Source organism: Streptomyces sp. NPDC032198 (genome assembly GCF_040636975.1).
GTDB lineage: Bacteria > Actinomycetota > Actinomycetes > Streptomycetales > Streptomycetaceae > Streptomyces.
The window spans coordinates 421,396-435,077 of record NZ_JBEZVL010000006.1; the positions used below are offsets into that span (position 1 = coordinate 421,396).

Annotated in this window: 10 protein-coding genes; 3 read left to right on the plus strand and 7 right to left on the minus strand. The window is 70.4% G+C overall.

The window, feature by feature from the left end:
- Window positions 1-23 precede the first annotated feature (23 nt).
- Window positions 24-1,133 carry a helix-turn-helix transcriptional regulator gene (locus AB0E78_RS18665; RefSeq protein WP_361833500.1) on the minus strand — a complete coding sequence of 370 codons (1,110 nt, stop codon included), beginning with the start codon at window positions 1,131-1,133 and terminating at the stop codon, window positions 24-26.
- Between the two features lies 1 nt (window position 1,134).
- Window positions 1,135-2,037, minus strand: a complete 903-nt coding sequence (locus tag AB0E78_RS18670) for a DUF4097 family beta strand repeat-containing protein (RefSeq protein WP_361833502.1) — start codon at window positions 2,035-2,037, stop codon at window positions 1,135-1,137.
- A 139-nt stretch (window positions 2,038-2,176) separates the two neighbouring features.
- Between AB0E78_RS18670 and AB0E78_RS18675 the strand changes: the two genes are divergently transcribed.
- On the plus strand, window positions 2,177-3,037 hold the full coding sequence (locus tag AB0E78_RS18675; protein ID WP_361833504.1) for a hypothetical protein: 861 nt from the start codon (window positions 2,177-2,179) through the stop codon (window positions 3,035-3,037).
- 39 nt (window positions 3,038-3,076) lie between these two features.
- On the opposite strand, the gene AB0E78_RS18680 is transcribed toward AB0E78_RS18675, so the two are convergent.
- From AB0E78_RS18680 to AB0E78_RS18700, 5 genes are all read right to left on the minus strand, one after another.
- On the minus strand, window positions 3,077-3,259 hold the full coding sequence (locus tag AB0E78_RS18680) for a DUF6104 family protein (RefSeq protein ID WP_003961784.1): 183 nt from the start codon (window positions 3,257-3,259) through the stop codon (window positions 3,077-3,079).
- A gap of 152 nt (window positions 3,260-3,411) precedes the next feature.
- A complete protein-coding gene (locus AB0E78_RS18685) occupies window positions 3,412-7,212 on the minus strand; it encodes a multifunctional oxoglutarate decarboxylase/oxoglutarate dehydrogenase thiamine pyrophosphate-binding subunit/dihydrolipoyllysine-residue succinyltransferase subunit (RefSeq protein WP_361833506.1) in 3,801 nt (1,266 codons plus the stop codon).
- Between the two features lie 260 nt (window positions 7,213-7,472).
- Window positions 7,473-8,561 carry a HAMP domain-containing sensor histidine kinase gene (locus tag AB0E78_RS18690; RefSeq protein WP_361833508.1) on the minus strand — a complete coding sequence of 363 codons (1,089 nt, stop codon included), beginning with the start codon at window positions 8,559-8,561 and terminating at the stop codon, window positions 7,473-7,475.
- Between the two features lie 13 nt (window positions 8,562-8,574).
- The gene (locus AB0E78_RS18695) at window positions 8,575-9,315 is read right to left on the minus strand and encodes a response regulator transcription factor (RefSeq protein WP_190081978.1); all 741 of its coding nucleotides are present in this window, start codon (window positions 9,313-9,315) and stop codon (window positions 8,575-8,577) included.
- A 66-nt stretch (window positions 9,316-9,381) separates the two neighbouring features.
- Window positions 9,382-10,086 carry a spermidine synthase gene (locus AB0E78_RS18700; protein WP_361833510.1) on the minus strand — a complete coding sequence of 235 codons (705 nt, stop codon included), beginning with the start codon at window positions 10,084-10,086 and terminating at the stop codon, window positions 9,382-9,384.
- A 169-nt stretch (window positions 10,087-10,255) separates the two neighbouring features.
- On the opposite strand from AB0E78_RS18700, the gene AB0E78_RS18705 reads away from it, so the two are divergent.
- Both AB0E78_RS18705 and lon read left to right on the plus strand, forming a co-directional pair.
- Window positions 10,256-11,050, plus strand: coding sequence for a rhomboid-like protein (locus AB0E78_RS18705; RefSeq protein WP_361833512.1), 795 nt, complete (start codon window positions 10,256-10,258; stop codon window positions 11,048-11,050).
- A 159-nt stretch (window positions 11,051-11,209) separates the two neighbouring features.
- Window positions 11,210-13,633: an endopeptidase La gene (gene lon, locus AB0E78_RS18710; RefSeq protein ID WP_361833514.1), complete on the plus strand. Its 2,424-nt coding sequence runs from the start codon at window positions 11,210-11,212 to the stop codon at window positions 13,631-13,633.
- Window positions 13,634-13,682 lie beyond the last annotated feature (49 nt).

Genomic DNA, 13,682 nt, shown 5'->3' on the forward strand with positions numbered 1-13,682 from the left:
GCCGCCCCGGGGTCAGCCCTCCGTCACCCCTTCGGTGTGCGCAGTGCCCCGGCGATGTGGGCCGCCGCCGACGACAAGTGACGGCGGGCGTCGCGGAGCTGGTCCTCCGTCACGCCTTGGTCCCGGGCCGCGTCACGGATGTCGTCACGGAAGCGGTCCAGGAGGCGGTCCAGGTCACGTGCCGGATCGCCGGTGGTGTCCTCCTGGGCCCACCCCGGGACGTACTCCGTGGGGACCCCGTCCTCTGGGGCGGCCGTGAACCTGGGCTCCTCGGCGGTGGACCGCGGGCCCTTGCGGCCGAACTCCTTGCCGAAGTCCTTGCCCAGGTCCTTCCCGAAGTCGCCGAACTCCTTGGCCAGTTCCGTCAGCCCCTCGCGGACCCCCGTCGGCCAGTCGCCCCGCGTGAAGTGGTCCTGCACCTGGGCCTGGACGCGCCGTGCGATGCGCTGCACCTCCTCCTGGGCCTGGGCGCGCGCGGTGTCCTGCGCGTCCTGGGCCTGGCGGCGGGCGCGCTGGGCCTCCTCGCGTGCCCTGCGGGTCTCGTCCTTAGCCCGCCTGGTCTGCTCCTTCCACTCCTGCTTGGCGCGCTTGAACTCCTCCTTGGCCTGGCGCCAGCCCTCCTTGTCACCCCAGGATCCGTCGAAGAAGTCCGAGGGGTCGGGGAAGGGCTTGCCCGTACGGGCACCCGCACCGGTGCTGGATCCGCCGCCGGCGCCGCTCTTGCCCTCGGGCATGCCGCCGGACGCGCGAGCCTCCTTGGCGGCCTCCCGCATCTCACGGCGGAGCTCACCTGCCGCGCCCCGCACACCGTCCCGGATCTCCGCGGCGAGCTCGGCGACGGAATCGCGGATCTCCAGCTCCAGATCGGCCAGCTCACCGCTGCGGTCGGCCAGTTCGGCGCGGCCCGCGTCCGTGATGGCGTACACCTTCCGGCCGCCCTCCGTGGTGTGCGTGACCAGGCCCTCGGCCTCCAGCTTCGCCAGGCGCGGGTAGACCGTCCCGGCCGAAGGTGCGTACAACCCCTGGAAGCGCTCCTCCAGGAGGCGGATCACCTCATAGCCATGGCGCGGCGCCTCGTCGAGGAGCTTGAGCAGGTACAGGCGCAGTCGGCCGTGGGCGAACACGGGGGCCATCTCAGAGCACCTTCTTGTCGGTCGGGGCGGCGTCGTCGGTCGGGGCGGCGTCGGCCGGGGGAGTGTCCGTCAGGGGAGTGTCCGTCGGCTCTTCCTCCGCCGGTGGCCTGCGCAGCAGCGCGATGGACCCCGAGACCGTCGTCGCCTTGAGCTTTCCGCTGCCCGACCCGAGACGGCCGGTGATCTTCTTCGCCCCCCACTGGCCGCTGACCCGCAGATCCTCGAAGGCGTTGGACACCGCACCGCTCGTGGTGTTCGCCTCGACGTCCGCGTCCGTCGGATGAGGCAGCCGGATCGCTATCTCGCCCGAGACGCTCGTCAGACCGATGTCGGCCGGGGCGCCCGCCGGGTCCAGGTCCACGATCATCGAGCCGCTCACCGAATCGGCCCGAACGGACGAGCCCGCGCCCTCGAAGACGGTCAGGTCGCCGGAGACGGAGTTGAACCGCAGGTCGCCGGTGATGCCCTGCGCCTCCAGGCTGCCCGAGACCGTGTCGGCGCGGATCCGGCCCGAGAGGCCGACGAGGGTGGTGTCGCCGGTGACGCCCCTGACCTCCGTGCTCCCCTCGATCCCGGAGACCACGGCGCCCGCCCCGACCACGCCCACCTCGACGCGGGTGCCCGCGGGGACGGCCAGGGAGACCACGGCACTGCGTCGCCAGCCCTTGCGGTCGAGCCACTTCAGGAAGCCCTTCCAGGGCAGGTCGTCATAGGCGACGGTCAGGGTGCCGTCCTCCTGGGTGACGGTCAGCGGCGGCCCCTCGATCTCGGAGACCTCCAGCCGGGCGGAAACTTCGTCGGTGCCCACGACGTTCACTGTTCCGTTGACGACGCGCACACGGAGGTTCTCCACGGGGGCGTCGAACGTGAGCTTCTGGGGCTCGGCGACGGACCACTCTGACATCGGGCTGACCTCCTCGGGCGAGCTGGACGACAACGCGCCATATCGCGTCTCTGAGATACACGATATATCGCGGTTGCGGAAAGTCAAGACACCCACCCTTCTCTGCGCTAAATATGGCGATTTGACCTAGCGTGGGGCCATGTCGTCCGAAGCTTTCGAGCACGCCGAAGCGGCTCCCGAACACCCCGCCGCCGGCGCGCTGCTGCTCTGCCGGGCCGAACCCCACGCGGTCGAGCCCGCCGCCCGCCTGTTGCGCGAACGGATGCTGCTCGCTCCGGCGGGTCACGAGTGGAGCGTGCTCGTGCCCGAGGGCAAGCCCTGGGTGCACAGTGACGAACCGGTGGACCGGGTGCTCACCGGCTGGGCCACCGCGCTCGCCGTCGGGGCGGCCTGGCCCGTGCTCGCGCTGTGGTGGGACTCGGACCGCTCCGGCTGCACCCTCGCCGCCGGCTTCCGGCGCACCGTGGAGTACGTGTGGCTGGCGAACGGAACGCCCGTCGGCGAGGACGAGGCGCTGCGGACCTTCGCCGCGCGGCTCGGCCTCGACCCCGTCCTGGACCTGCAGTCCCTGGAGGCCCTGGGACGCCCCGACACGGGGTCCGACGCCCGCGCCCGGCTCCTGGGGCTGCTGGCCGTCCTCGCGCGGGCAGGAGTGGCTCTCCCGGCCGGCCTCGGCCCCGGCGAACCCGCGGACAGGCTGCGGGCGGTGGCGCGCGTGGTGCCGGGGGTGCGGGAGATCGAGTGGTCCGGATGGCGCGACGCGGTGCGCGCGGAGCTGGACGTGGTCGAGCGGGGCCCCTTCGGGCCCTGGCTACGGGGCCCGAAGGCGCGCGCGCTGGCCGTGGCCCAGATGGCCGTGGGGCTGCCGCTCGCGGCCTGGGCCGTGCGGCGACGCAGCGGCGGATGGGCCGCGGCCGGGGCGCTACTGCTGGTCCACGGCTCCCTGGGACTGGCGTACGACAGAGTGCGCGCGGCCGACACGGGCCCTGCGGGCGGCTGACGCCCGGACCCGCGAGGGGGGATCAGCGGTTGACGCGCCCTACTCGTCCTCGTCCTCGTCGTCCAGACGGGCCAGCCACGTCGCCAGGCGTTCGACCGGGACCTCGAAGTCGGGGTTGAGGTCCACGAAGGTGCGGAGCTGCTCGGCGAGCCACTCGAAGGTGACTTCCTCCTCGCCGCGCCGCTTCTCCAGCTCCTCGATGCCACGGTCGGTGAAGTACAAGACAGGCTCCGCGATTCAAGAACGTTGCTGACGAACGTTGTGTTCTGGGATGTGTTCCGGACGGACATCCAGGATAAGCCGGTACGCCGGTGGGCCCGGCCCCTGGTGACAAGCACTCGGGACCGGGCCCACCAACGTACGAACCCTCAGGCTTACGCCTCGAAGACCTCGCGCAGGAGAGCTTCCTGCTCCTGCTCGTGGCGCTTCTTCGAGCCGACCGCCGGGGAGGAGCCGTGCGGCCGCGAGATGCGGCGCAGGCGCTCGCCGTGCGGGATGTCCGCGCCGACCGCCAGGTCCAGGTGGTCGATGAGGTTGAGGGCGATGAAGGGCCATGCGCCCTGGTTCGCCGGCTCCTCCTGCGCCCACAGGTACTTCTCGGCGTTCGGGTACTTCGCGATCTCCGCCTGGAGCTCGGCACCCGGCAGGGGGTACAGGCGCTCGATGCGGATGATCGCGGTGTCCTTGACCTCGCGCTTCTTCCGCTCGGCCTCCAGGTCGTAGTACAGCTTGCCGGAGCAGAAGACGACCTTGCGGACCGCCGACGCCTCGACCGAGTCGTCGCCGATGACCGGGCGGAAGCCGCCCGACGTGAACTCCTCCGTCTTCGAGGCCGCTGCCTTGAGGCGCAGCATCGACTTCGGGGTGAAGACCACCAGCGGCTTGTGGTGCGGGTTGTGCACCTGCCACCGCAGGAGGTGGAAGTAGTTCGACGGAAGGGTCGGCATCGCGACCGTCATGTTGTTCTGCGCGCACAGCTGGAGGAAGCGCTCGATGCGGGCGGACGAGTGGTCCGGTCCCTGGCCCTCGTAGCCGTGGGGCAGCAGCAGCGTGACGCCGGAGTGCTGGTTCCACTTCTGCTCGGCGGCCGAGATGTACTCGTCCACCACCGTCTGCGCGCCGTTGACGAAGTCACCGAACTGCGCTTCCCACATGACGAGGGACTCGGGACGGGCCAGCGAGTAGCCGTACTCGAAGCCCATCACCGCGTACTCGGAGAGCAGCGAGTCGTAGACGTTGTAGCGCGCCTGGTCCTCGGAGAGGTACAGGAGCGGCGTGAAGTCCTCGCCCGTCTCACGGTCGATGAGGACCGCGTGGCGCTGACCGAACGTGCCACGACGCGAGTCCTGGCCCGACAGACGGACCGGCGTGCCCTCCAGGAGGAGCGAGCCGATGGCGAGGGTCTCGCCCATGCCCCAGTCGATCGTGCCTTCCTCGACCATCGACGCGCGGCGCTGCAGCTGCGGCAGCAGACGCGGGTGGACGGTGACCCGGTCGGGGATGTTGACCTGGGACTCGGCGATCCGCTTGACGACTTCCTGGGTGATCGACGTGTCGACGTTCACCGGGAACTCGGCCTCCGGGGCCGGGACCTCGGCCTCGGCGGGCTGCGAGATGGCCTCGCGGACCTCCGTGAAGACCTTCTCCAGCTGCCCCTGGAAGTCCTGCAGGGCCTGCTCGGCCTCTTCCAGGGTGATGTCGCCGCGACCGATGAGGGACTCGGTGTAGAGCTTGCGCACCGAGCGCTTCTTGTCGATCAGGTCGTACATCAGCGGCTGCGTGAACGCCGGGTTGTCCGACTCGTTGTGACCGCGGCGGCGGTAGCAGATGAGGTCGATCACGACGTCCTTGTTGAACGCCTGACGGAACTCGAACGCGAGCCGCGCGATGCGGACGACGGCCTCGGGGTCGTCGCCGTTCACGTGGAAGATCGGCGCCTCGATCATGCGGGCCACGTCTGTGGCGTACATGGAGGAGCGCGACGACTCCGGGGCGGCGGTGAAGCCGACCTGGTTGTTGATGACGATGTGGACCGTGCCGCCGGTGCGGTAACCCCGCAGCTGCGACATGTTCAGCGTCTCGGCGACCACACCCTGGCCCGCGAAGGCCGCGTCACCGTGCAGGGCGACGGGCAGGACCGTGAAGTCCGTGCCGCCCTTGTTGATGACGTCCTGCTTGGCGCGGGTGATGCCCTCGATGATCGGGTCGACCGTCTCCAGGTGGGACGGGTTCGCCGCGAGCGAGACCTTGATCTGCTCGCCGTCCAGACCGGTGAAGGTGCCCTCGGCGCCCAGGTGGTACTTGACGTCGCCGGAGCCGTGCATGGACTTGGGGTCCATGTTGCCCTCGAACTCGCGGAAGATCTGGGCGTACGACTTGCCCACGATGTTCGCGAGGACGTTCAGGCGGCCACGGTGGGCCATGCCGATGACGACCTCGTCCAGGCGGGACTCCGCGGCGCTGTCGATGACGGCGTCGAGCAGCGGGATGACGGACTCGCCGCCCTCCAGGGAGAAGCGCTTCTGGCCGACGTACTTCGTCTGAAGGAACGTCTCGAAGGCCTCGGCGGCGTTCAGCCGGCGCAGGATGCGCAGCTGCTCCTCGCGCTCGGGCTTCGAGGCGTGCGTGCGCTCGATGCGGTCCTGCAGCCACTTGCGCTGCTTCGGGTCCTGGATGTGCATGAACTCGATGCCGGTGGTGCGGCAGTACGAGTCGCGCAGGACGCCCAGGACGTCGCGCAGCTTCATCATCGACTTGCCGGCGAAGCCGCCGACCGCGAACTCCCGCTCCAGGTCCCACAGGGTGAGGCCGTGCTCGGTGATGTCCAGGTCGGGGTGCTTGCGCTGCTTGTACTCCAGCGGGTCCGTGTCGGCCATGACGTGGCCGCGGACGCGGTAGGAGTGGATCAGCTCGAAGACGCGGGCGGCCTTCGTGACGTCGTCGTCGTGCGAGGCGTCGATGTCCTTGAGCCAGCGGACCGGCTCGTAGGGGATGCGCAGCGCCTTGAAGATCTCGTCGTAGAAGTCGTTCTCGCCGAGCAGCAGGTTCGCGACGATGCGCAGGAACTCGCCGGAGGCGGCGCCCTGGATCACCCGGTGGTCGTAGGTCGACGTGAGCGTCATGACCTTCGAGATGCCGAGCTTGTTCAGGGTGTCCTGGGACGTGCCCTGGAACTCCGCGGGGTAGTCCATCGAGCCGACGCCCATGATGACCGACTGTCCGGGCATCAGGCGGGGGACCGAGTGGACCGTGCCGAGGCCGCCGGGGTTGGTCAGCGAGACCGTGACGCCGGTGAAGTCGTCCATGCCCAGCTTGCCGTCGCGAGCGCGGCGGACGATGTCCTCGTAGGCCTGCCAGAACTCGAAGAAGTTCAGCGTCTCGGCCTTCTTGATACCCGCGACGACCAGCTGGCGGTCGCCGTTGGGCTTCACGAGGTCGATGGCGAGGCCGAAGTTGATGTGCTCCGGCTTGACCAGCGTCGGCTTGCCGTCCTTCTGCACGAAGGAGTAGTTCATCGACGGCATGGCCTTGATGGCCTGCACCATCGCGTACCCGATGAGGTGCGTGAAGGAGATCTTCCCGCCGCGGGCGCGCTTGAGGTGGTTGTTGATGACGATGCGGTTGTCGAAGAGCAGCTTCACCGGGACCGCGCGGACCGACGTCGCCGTCGGGACCTCCACGGAGGCGTTCATGTTCTTCGCGACCGCGGCGGCGGGGCCGCGCAGCGTCACGTACTCGGGTCCTGCCGGGGCCTCCGTCGCGGGCTCCGCCTTGGCGGCGGGCTTCGCGGCTGCGGGCTTCGCGGCGGGGGCCGGTGCCGCGGCCGCGGGCTTCGCAGCCGGGGCTGCGGGCGCGGCAGGCGCTGCGGGAGCCGCGGGGGCGGCAGGTGCAGGTGCGGGTGCGGCAGGAGCTGCGGGGGACGTGGTGGCCGCAGCCCCCGCGGCTGCGTCACCCGCCGGCTTGGCCGGGGCGGCGGCAGGTGACGCGGCCGCTCCCGGCTTGTAGTCGGCGAAGAAGTCCCACCAGGCTCGGTCGACCGAATTCGGGTCCTGGAGGTACTGCTGATAGATCTCGTCGACGAGCCACTCATTGGGACCGAAGGCAGCAGCAGGGCTCTTGCCTTGCCCGTCTTGGTCGGTCGAGATGCTCGAGCTACTGGGGGACTGTGACGACACGGCGGTAACCGCCCTCTTCCGCTTCACAAGGTGATGGACAGCGGGAATTAAGGCTACGCCTCCATTGCCGCCAGGTGCAGACCGGCCCCGTCATCCGTCGCGTAAGTCACATTGGATGGAGGGTTTCGGCGGTGTAAATGGCGGGAAACAAGCGAGGTTCCGCAACGCCGGACGGCCGCGCGGGCCATGCCCAGCGCGGTGGCGTCACCCGGGCGCGCAGTTGGATGCGCCCGCGAATCGCTTCCTCTTCGAACCCTACGTCAACTTCGCACTTCGGGCAGGCCCGGAAGGGTGACCTGGATGCGGCAGCCACGAGGGGATTCGGCCACACCGATGTGCCCGCCGTGCAGATCGACCGCCCAGCGCGCGATGGCGAGCCCGAGGCCGGTGCCGCCGTCGCTGCCGGGGCCCGCCTGCGGGGCGGCGTTGGCGTGGCTGCCCCGGTTGAAGCGCTCGAAGACGCGGTGCCACTCCGACTCCGGGATGCCGGGGCCCTCGTCGAGGACCTCCAGGTCAAGGGACTCGGGGTAGAGGCCGCGCCGGGCGCGCACGGTGACGCGGCCGTGCGGTGGGCTGTGCTTGACCGCGTTGTCGATGAGGTTGGCCACGACCTGGTGCAGCCGCTCGGCGTCCGCGTGCGCGGTCAGCTCGGGCGGCGTGACGTCCAGGTGCAGATGCACGTCCGTACGCGTGTGGCTGCCGGAGCCCGAAGCGATCCCCGCGCGCGCCGAGGCGACCATGTTGGCCTCCTTCAGGACGCCCGACAGATACGGCCACACCTCGAAGCGGCGGGCCCGCAGCGGTACGACGCCGTTGTCCAGGCGGGAGAGGTCGAGCAGGGTCTCCACGAGGCGCCCGAGCCGCTCCGTCTGCTTCAGGGCCGTGCGCATGGTCTCCGGGTCGGCGGCGGAGACTCCGTCCACGACGTTCTCCAGGACCGCGCGCAGGCCCGCGATGGGGGTGCGCAGCTCGTGCGAGACGTTGGCGACCAGTTCCTTGCGCTGCTGGTCCTGGGCCTCCAGGTCGTCCGCCATGCGGTTGATCGTGGTGGCCACGTCGCCCAGCTCGTCACGGCGATCGGCGCCGCGCACCCGGCGCGTGTAGTCGCCGTGCGAGACGGCGCGCGCCACGGAGTTCATCTCGTCCAGGGGCGCGGTGAGGCTGTGGGCCACGAACTGCGTGATGAGCAGGGTGGCGATCACCGAGAAGACGGTGATGAAGCGCAGCTCCGTCTCCGTCTTCATCGCCACCATGAGCAGACCCGTGGTGATGAAGACCGAGACGACCACGAGGGTGCCCAGCTTGGTCTTGATGGAGAAGGGCCGCAGCCCCCCGAAGGGACCACTCATCGGACGGCCCACCTCACGGGGTCGGGGTCTCCAGGGCGTATCCCACGCCGTGCACCGTGCGGATCCGCTCGGCGCCGATCTTCCGGCGCAGCGCCTTGATGTGGCTGTCGACGGTACGGGTGCCCGACGCGTCAGCCCAGTCCCACACCTCGGCGAGCAGCTGCTCACGCGAGAGCACCGCACGCGGGGTGTTGGCCAGGCAGACGAGCAGGTCGAACTCCGTCGGCGTCAGATGGACGTCCTCGCTGCGGACCCTGACCCGCCGCTGGGCGTGGTCGATCTCCAGCTCGCCGAGCCGCAGGATCCCGCTGCGCGGGGTGGTCGCGGCCAGCGCGGCCCGCTCGACCCTGCGCAGCAGGACGTGCACGCGGGCCGCGAGCTCCCGCATGGAGAACGGCTTGGTCATGTAGTCGTCGGCACCGACGCCGAGCCCGACCAGCATGTCCGTCTCGTCGTCGCGGGCCGTCAGCATGAGGACCGGGACCGGCCGCTGGGCCTGCACCCGACGGCACACTTCAAGCCCGTCGAAGCCCGGCAGCATGATGTCCAGGATCAGCAGATCGGGCTGCCAAGCCTGCGCGGTGTCGACGGCCGAAGGACCGTCCATCGCCGTTTGCACTACGAAACCCTCGGCGCGTAGCCGGGCGGCGATGGCGTCGACGATCGTCGGGTCGTCCTCGACCACCAGAACCCGGCGCTGGGCGCCTGGCATCGCCGCCGTCGCACCGTTGTGGGAGGTGTGTGTCTGCTCCATCGCCCCGCCCCTGACACTGATCGCTTGTGTTCGGTCAGCAGGGTACGGGTCGCGAAGGCACCTCGGCTACGCAGCCCTTACGCCGAGATGCACCACGTCGGGTACGCCTCGGGCAACGGGGATCTCTTCCGTCCGTACCGACTGGAACCCGGCATTCCGTAGAGCGAAGTCGAAAGCGGACGAGGCTTGGGCGGACCACACGGCCAGCACCCCGCCCGGATTCAGCCGGGCCCGGCAGGCGGCCAGACCGGCCGGTGAATAGAGGGAGTTGTTGTCCTCGGTCACCGTCCAGTCGGGGCCGTTGTCGATGTCGAGACAGAGCGCGTCGTACGTTTTCGGGGTGCCGTCCGTAGCGTCGGCACCGCCGAGATGCGCCACGAGGTCTGTGTGCAGGATCTCCGTGCGCGGATCGGCGAGCGCGGCCCCGGAGAGCGCGGCCAGCGGGGCATCCGCGCCCGAGCAGTGCCAGTCGATGACGGCCCGCTCGCGCTCGACGACCGTGATGCGGCCCCAGCGCGGGTCGGCCGCCGCGTGGGCGAGGGAGAAGCCGACGCCCAGACCGCCGATGAGCAGCGCGGGTTCCCGGGGGGCGTCGAGCGCGTCGTACGCCGCGTCGACGAGCAGCCGCTCCGAGCGGCCGTCCGAAGTGTCCATGAGGAAACAGCCGTTGGCGATGATCTGCAGAAGCGCACCATGGCGCCGCAGTACGACCTCGCCGTACGGCCCCTCACGCCGGTCGATCACGACGGGGGTGGTGGTGTGGGTGTGCATGGCGGCCAGCGTAGGGGCGCGGGATCGGGGGAGACTCAGGATGTGCCGGCTGACGCGGACGCGCTTTTGACCTGTGAGGTTGATGTGATTCGTGTCTCACGTGGCGCCGGTCATAGACAGCACCGGAAAAATCGTCAAAGGGTGGACGTGACGGAAGGAGCGCCTCACCGTGAACCGGAGTGCGTCGGCTGCCACCACGGCACCCGAGGGAATCGCCGAGCCCGGCCTCGACGGCATTCCGCGTCAGAGGGAGCGAGGGCCCGGGGCGGTCGTCCCGGAACCGGTCCATGAGGCGTCCGCCGCCCCCGGTGCCCTACCCGCGCCCGGCGGTGTCGCCGCACACCTGCGCCGTCCGCGCCCCTGGCGGCTGCTGCCGACTCCCACGGGCACGCCCTTCACGTTCGGCTTCGCCGCGATCCTCGCCGTGACGTCCTTCCTGACCTCGTACGCGGACCCGTCCCTGATCTCGGCGCTGCACCGGTACTCCAGCACGGACGTCGCGCACCTGGCGCAGGAGCCGCTGCTCGTCCTGGTGGCCAGCGCCCTGTGGATCGCCGGCGGCATCGCGTCGCCGTACGCGATCGGTTTCCTGCTGGTCCTCACCGCCCTGGAGCGCCGCATAGGCGCGCTCCGCGCGGCGGGCGTCTTTCTGCTCGGCCATGTCGTGGCCACCCTCGCGACCGAGGTCCCGGTCGGGCTCTCCGTCCTCGCGGGCCACCTGCCCCACAGCTCCCTGCACCGCCTCGACTACGGCATCAGCTTCGGCGTCGCGGCGAGCGTCGGCGCCCTCGCGGGACTGTTCAGGCCGTGGCTGCGGTGGCTGGTGCTCGCCGGGTTCGGCGGGATGCTGATCGACGACCTGATCGCGTTCGCGGACCCGATGACCAACTGGGGCCATCTGCTCGCCCTGTCGCTCGGTGTCGCCACATGGCCGCTGGTGCGCCGCTGGCGCCTTCCCGCCTGACCTTCCCCATCACTCTTCGCCGTGCGGTGTCACCCTTCGCCCTGCGGTGTTTCCGCACGTACTGACGTGATCGCTCACAGCGAACACCCCTTGGGGAACAATCATGGACTCACGAGCATTGAGCCCACATAGCTCAACTTGAATGCCGAAGGGGAGATCATGTCTGCTGAGTCCACTGAGCCGAAGGCGTCCACGCCTCTCACACTGCCCGTGCTGCCGCTCGACGACGAGGTTGTCCTGCCCGGCATGGTGGTTCCGTTCGACCTGTCCGATGCCGACGTGCGCGCCGCGGTGGAGGCGGCCCAGGCGGCGGCCCGCTCCACCGGGAGCAGCAAGCCGCAGGTCCTTCTTGTTCCGCGCATCGACGGGACGTACGCCGCGACCGGCGTCCTCGGCACCGTGGAGCAGGTCGGCCGCCTCTCCGACGGCGACCCCGGCGCCCTCATCCGCGGCCGTTCCCGGGTGCGGATCGGTGCCGGGACGACCGGGCCCGGTGCCGCGCTCTGGGTGGAGGGGGTCAAGGTCGACGAGACCGTGCCCGACCCGCTGCCCGGAGCTGTCGCCGAGCTCGTCACCGAATACAAGGCGCTCGCGACCAGCTGGCTGAAGAAGCGCGGGGCCTGGCAGGTCGTCGACCGCGTCACCCAGATCGACGACGTCTCCGCCCTTGCCGACAACTCCGGATACTCCCCCTTCCTCTCCACCCAGCAGAAGATCGAGCTCCTGGAGACCGACGACCCGGCCGCCCGCCTGAAGCTCGCCACCCAGCAGCTGCGCGAGCACCTCGCCGAGCAGGACGTCGCCGAGTCCATCGCCAAGGACGTCCAGGAAGGCGTCGACAAGCAGCAGCGCGAGTTCCTGCTGCGGCGCCAGCTGGACGCGGTGCGCAAGGAGCTGCGCGAGATCAACGGCGAGCAAGACGGTGAGGAGTCCGACGACTACCGCACCCGCGTAGAGGCCGCCGACCTCCCCGGACACGTCCGCGAGGCCGCCCTCAAGGAAGTCGACAAGCTGGAGCGGTCCAGTGACCAGTCGCCTGAGGGCTCCTGGATCAGGACCTGGCTCGACACCGTCCTCGAACTGCCCTGGAACGAACGCACCGAGGACGAGTACGACATCAAGGGCGCCCAGAACATCCTCGACGCCGAGCACGCGGGCCTTCAGGACGTGAAGGAGCGCATCACCGAGTACCTCGCGGTGCGCAAGCGGCGCAGCGACCGAGGCCTCGGGGTCGTCGGCGGCCGTCGCGGCGGCGCGGTGCTGGCCCTCGTCGGCCCGCCCGGCGTCGGGAAGACCTCGCTCGGCGAGAGCGTGGCGCACGCGATGGGCCGCAAGTTCGTGCGGGTCGCGCTCGGCGGCGTACGCGACGAGGCGGAGATCCGCGGCCACCGTCGTACGTACGTCGGGGCGCTGCCCGGCCGGATCGTGCGGGCCATCAAGGAGGCCGGGTCCATGAACCCGGTCGTGCTCCTCGACGAGATCGACAAGGTGGGCTCCGACTTCCGGGGCGACCCTGCCGCCGCCCTCCTCGAAGTCCTCGACCCGGCGCAGAACCACACCTTCCGCGACCACTACCTGGAGGTCGAGCTCGACCTCAGCGACGTGGTGTTCTTGGCCACGGCGAACGTCATCGAGGCCATCCCGGAGGCGCTGCTCGACCGCATGGAGCTGGTCAGGCTCGACGGCTACACCGAGGACGAGAAGGTCGTCATCGCCCGCGACCACCTCCTCCCGCGCCAGCTGGAGCGGGCCGGTCTGCAGACGGACGAGGTGACCCTGGACGAGAGCGCGCTGCGCAAGCTCGCGGGGGAGTACACCCGGGAAGCCGGTGTACGGAACCTGGAGCGGTCCGTGGCGCGGCTGCTCCGCAAGGTCGCGGCGCAGCACGAACTGGGCGAGCGGGACCTGCCGTTCACCGTCGGCGACGAGGATCTGCGCGGTCTCATCGGGCGCCCGCACCACGTGCCCGAGTCGGCGCAGGACCCGGCCGAGCGGCGCACGGCGGTGCCGGGCGTGGCCACCGGGCTCGCGGTCACCGGCGCGGGAGGCGACGTGCTCTTCGTCGAGGCGTCGCTCGCCGATCCGGAGACCGGCGCCGCGGGACTGACCCTGACCGGTCAGCTCGGCGACGTGATGAAGGAGTCCGCGCAGATCGCGCTCTCCTTCCTGCGCTCGCGCGGCGCCGAACTGGAGCTGCCCGTCGCGGACCTGAAGGAACGCGGCGTGCACATCCACTTCCCGGCGGGCGCGGTCCCCAAGGACGGGCCGAGCGCGGGCGTCACCATGACGACCGCCCTCGCCTCGCTGCTCAGCGGCCGTCTCGTCCGTACGGATGTGGCCATGACCGGTGAGGTCTCGCTGACCGGGCGCGTCCTGCCGATCGGCGGCGTCAAGCAGAAGCTGCTGGCCGCGCACCGCGCCGGGATCACCACGGTGATCATCCCGAAGCGGAACGAGGCCGACCTGGACGACGTCCCGGCGGAGATCCTGGAGAAGCTGGACGTCCACCCGGTGACGGATGTCCGCCAGGTGCTCGAACTGGCCCTGACGGAGGCCGAGGTGAGGGTCCCGGCCGCCGCGTGACGGCTGGGGCCATCAGCGGGCTCCGCCCGCGGAGGCCGGTGCGTGAGGG

Coding starts and splice junctions, on each gene's coding strand:
- AB0E78_RS18665 (WP_361833500.1), bottom strand. CDS start 1,133: ATGGCCCCCGTGTTCGCCCACGGCCGACTGCGCCTGTACCTGCTCAAG.
- AB0E78_RS18670 (WP_361833502.1), bottom strand. CDS start 2,037: ATGTCAGAGTGGTCCGTCGCCGAGCCCCAGAAGCTCACGTTCGACGCC.
- AB0E78_RS18675 (WP_361833504.1), top strand. CDS start 2,177: ATGTCGTCCGAAGCTTTCGAGCACGCCGAAGCGGCTCCCGAACACCCC.
- AB0E78_RS18690 (WP_361833508.1), bottom strand. CDS start 8,561: ATGAGTGGTCCCTTCGGGGGGCTGCGGCCCTTCTCCATCAAGACCAAG.
- AB0E78_RS18695 (WP_190081978.1), bottom strand. CDS start 9,315: ATGGAGCAGACACACACCTCCCACAACGGTGCGACGGCGGCGATGCCA.
- AB0E78_RS18700 (WP_361833510.1), bottom strand. CDS start 10,086: ATGCACACCCACACCACCACCCCCGTCGTGATCGACCGGCGTGAGGGG.
- lon (WP_361833514.1), top strand. CDS start 11,210: ATGTCTGCTGAGTCCACTGAGCCGAAGGCGTCCACGCCTCTCACACTG.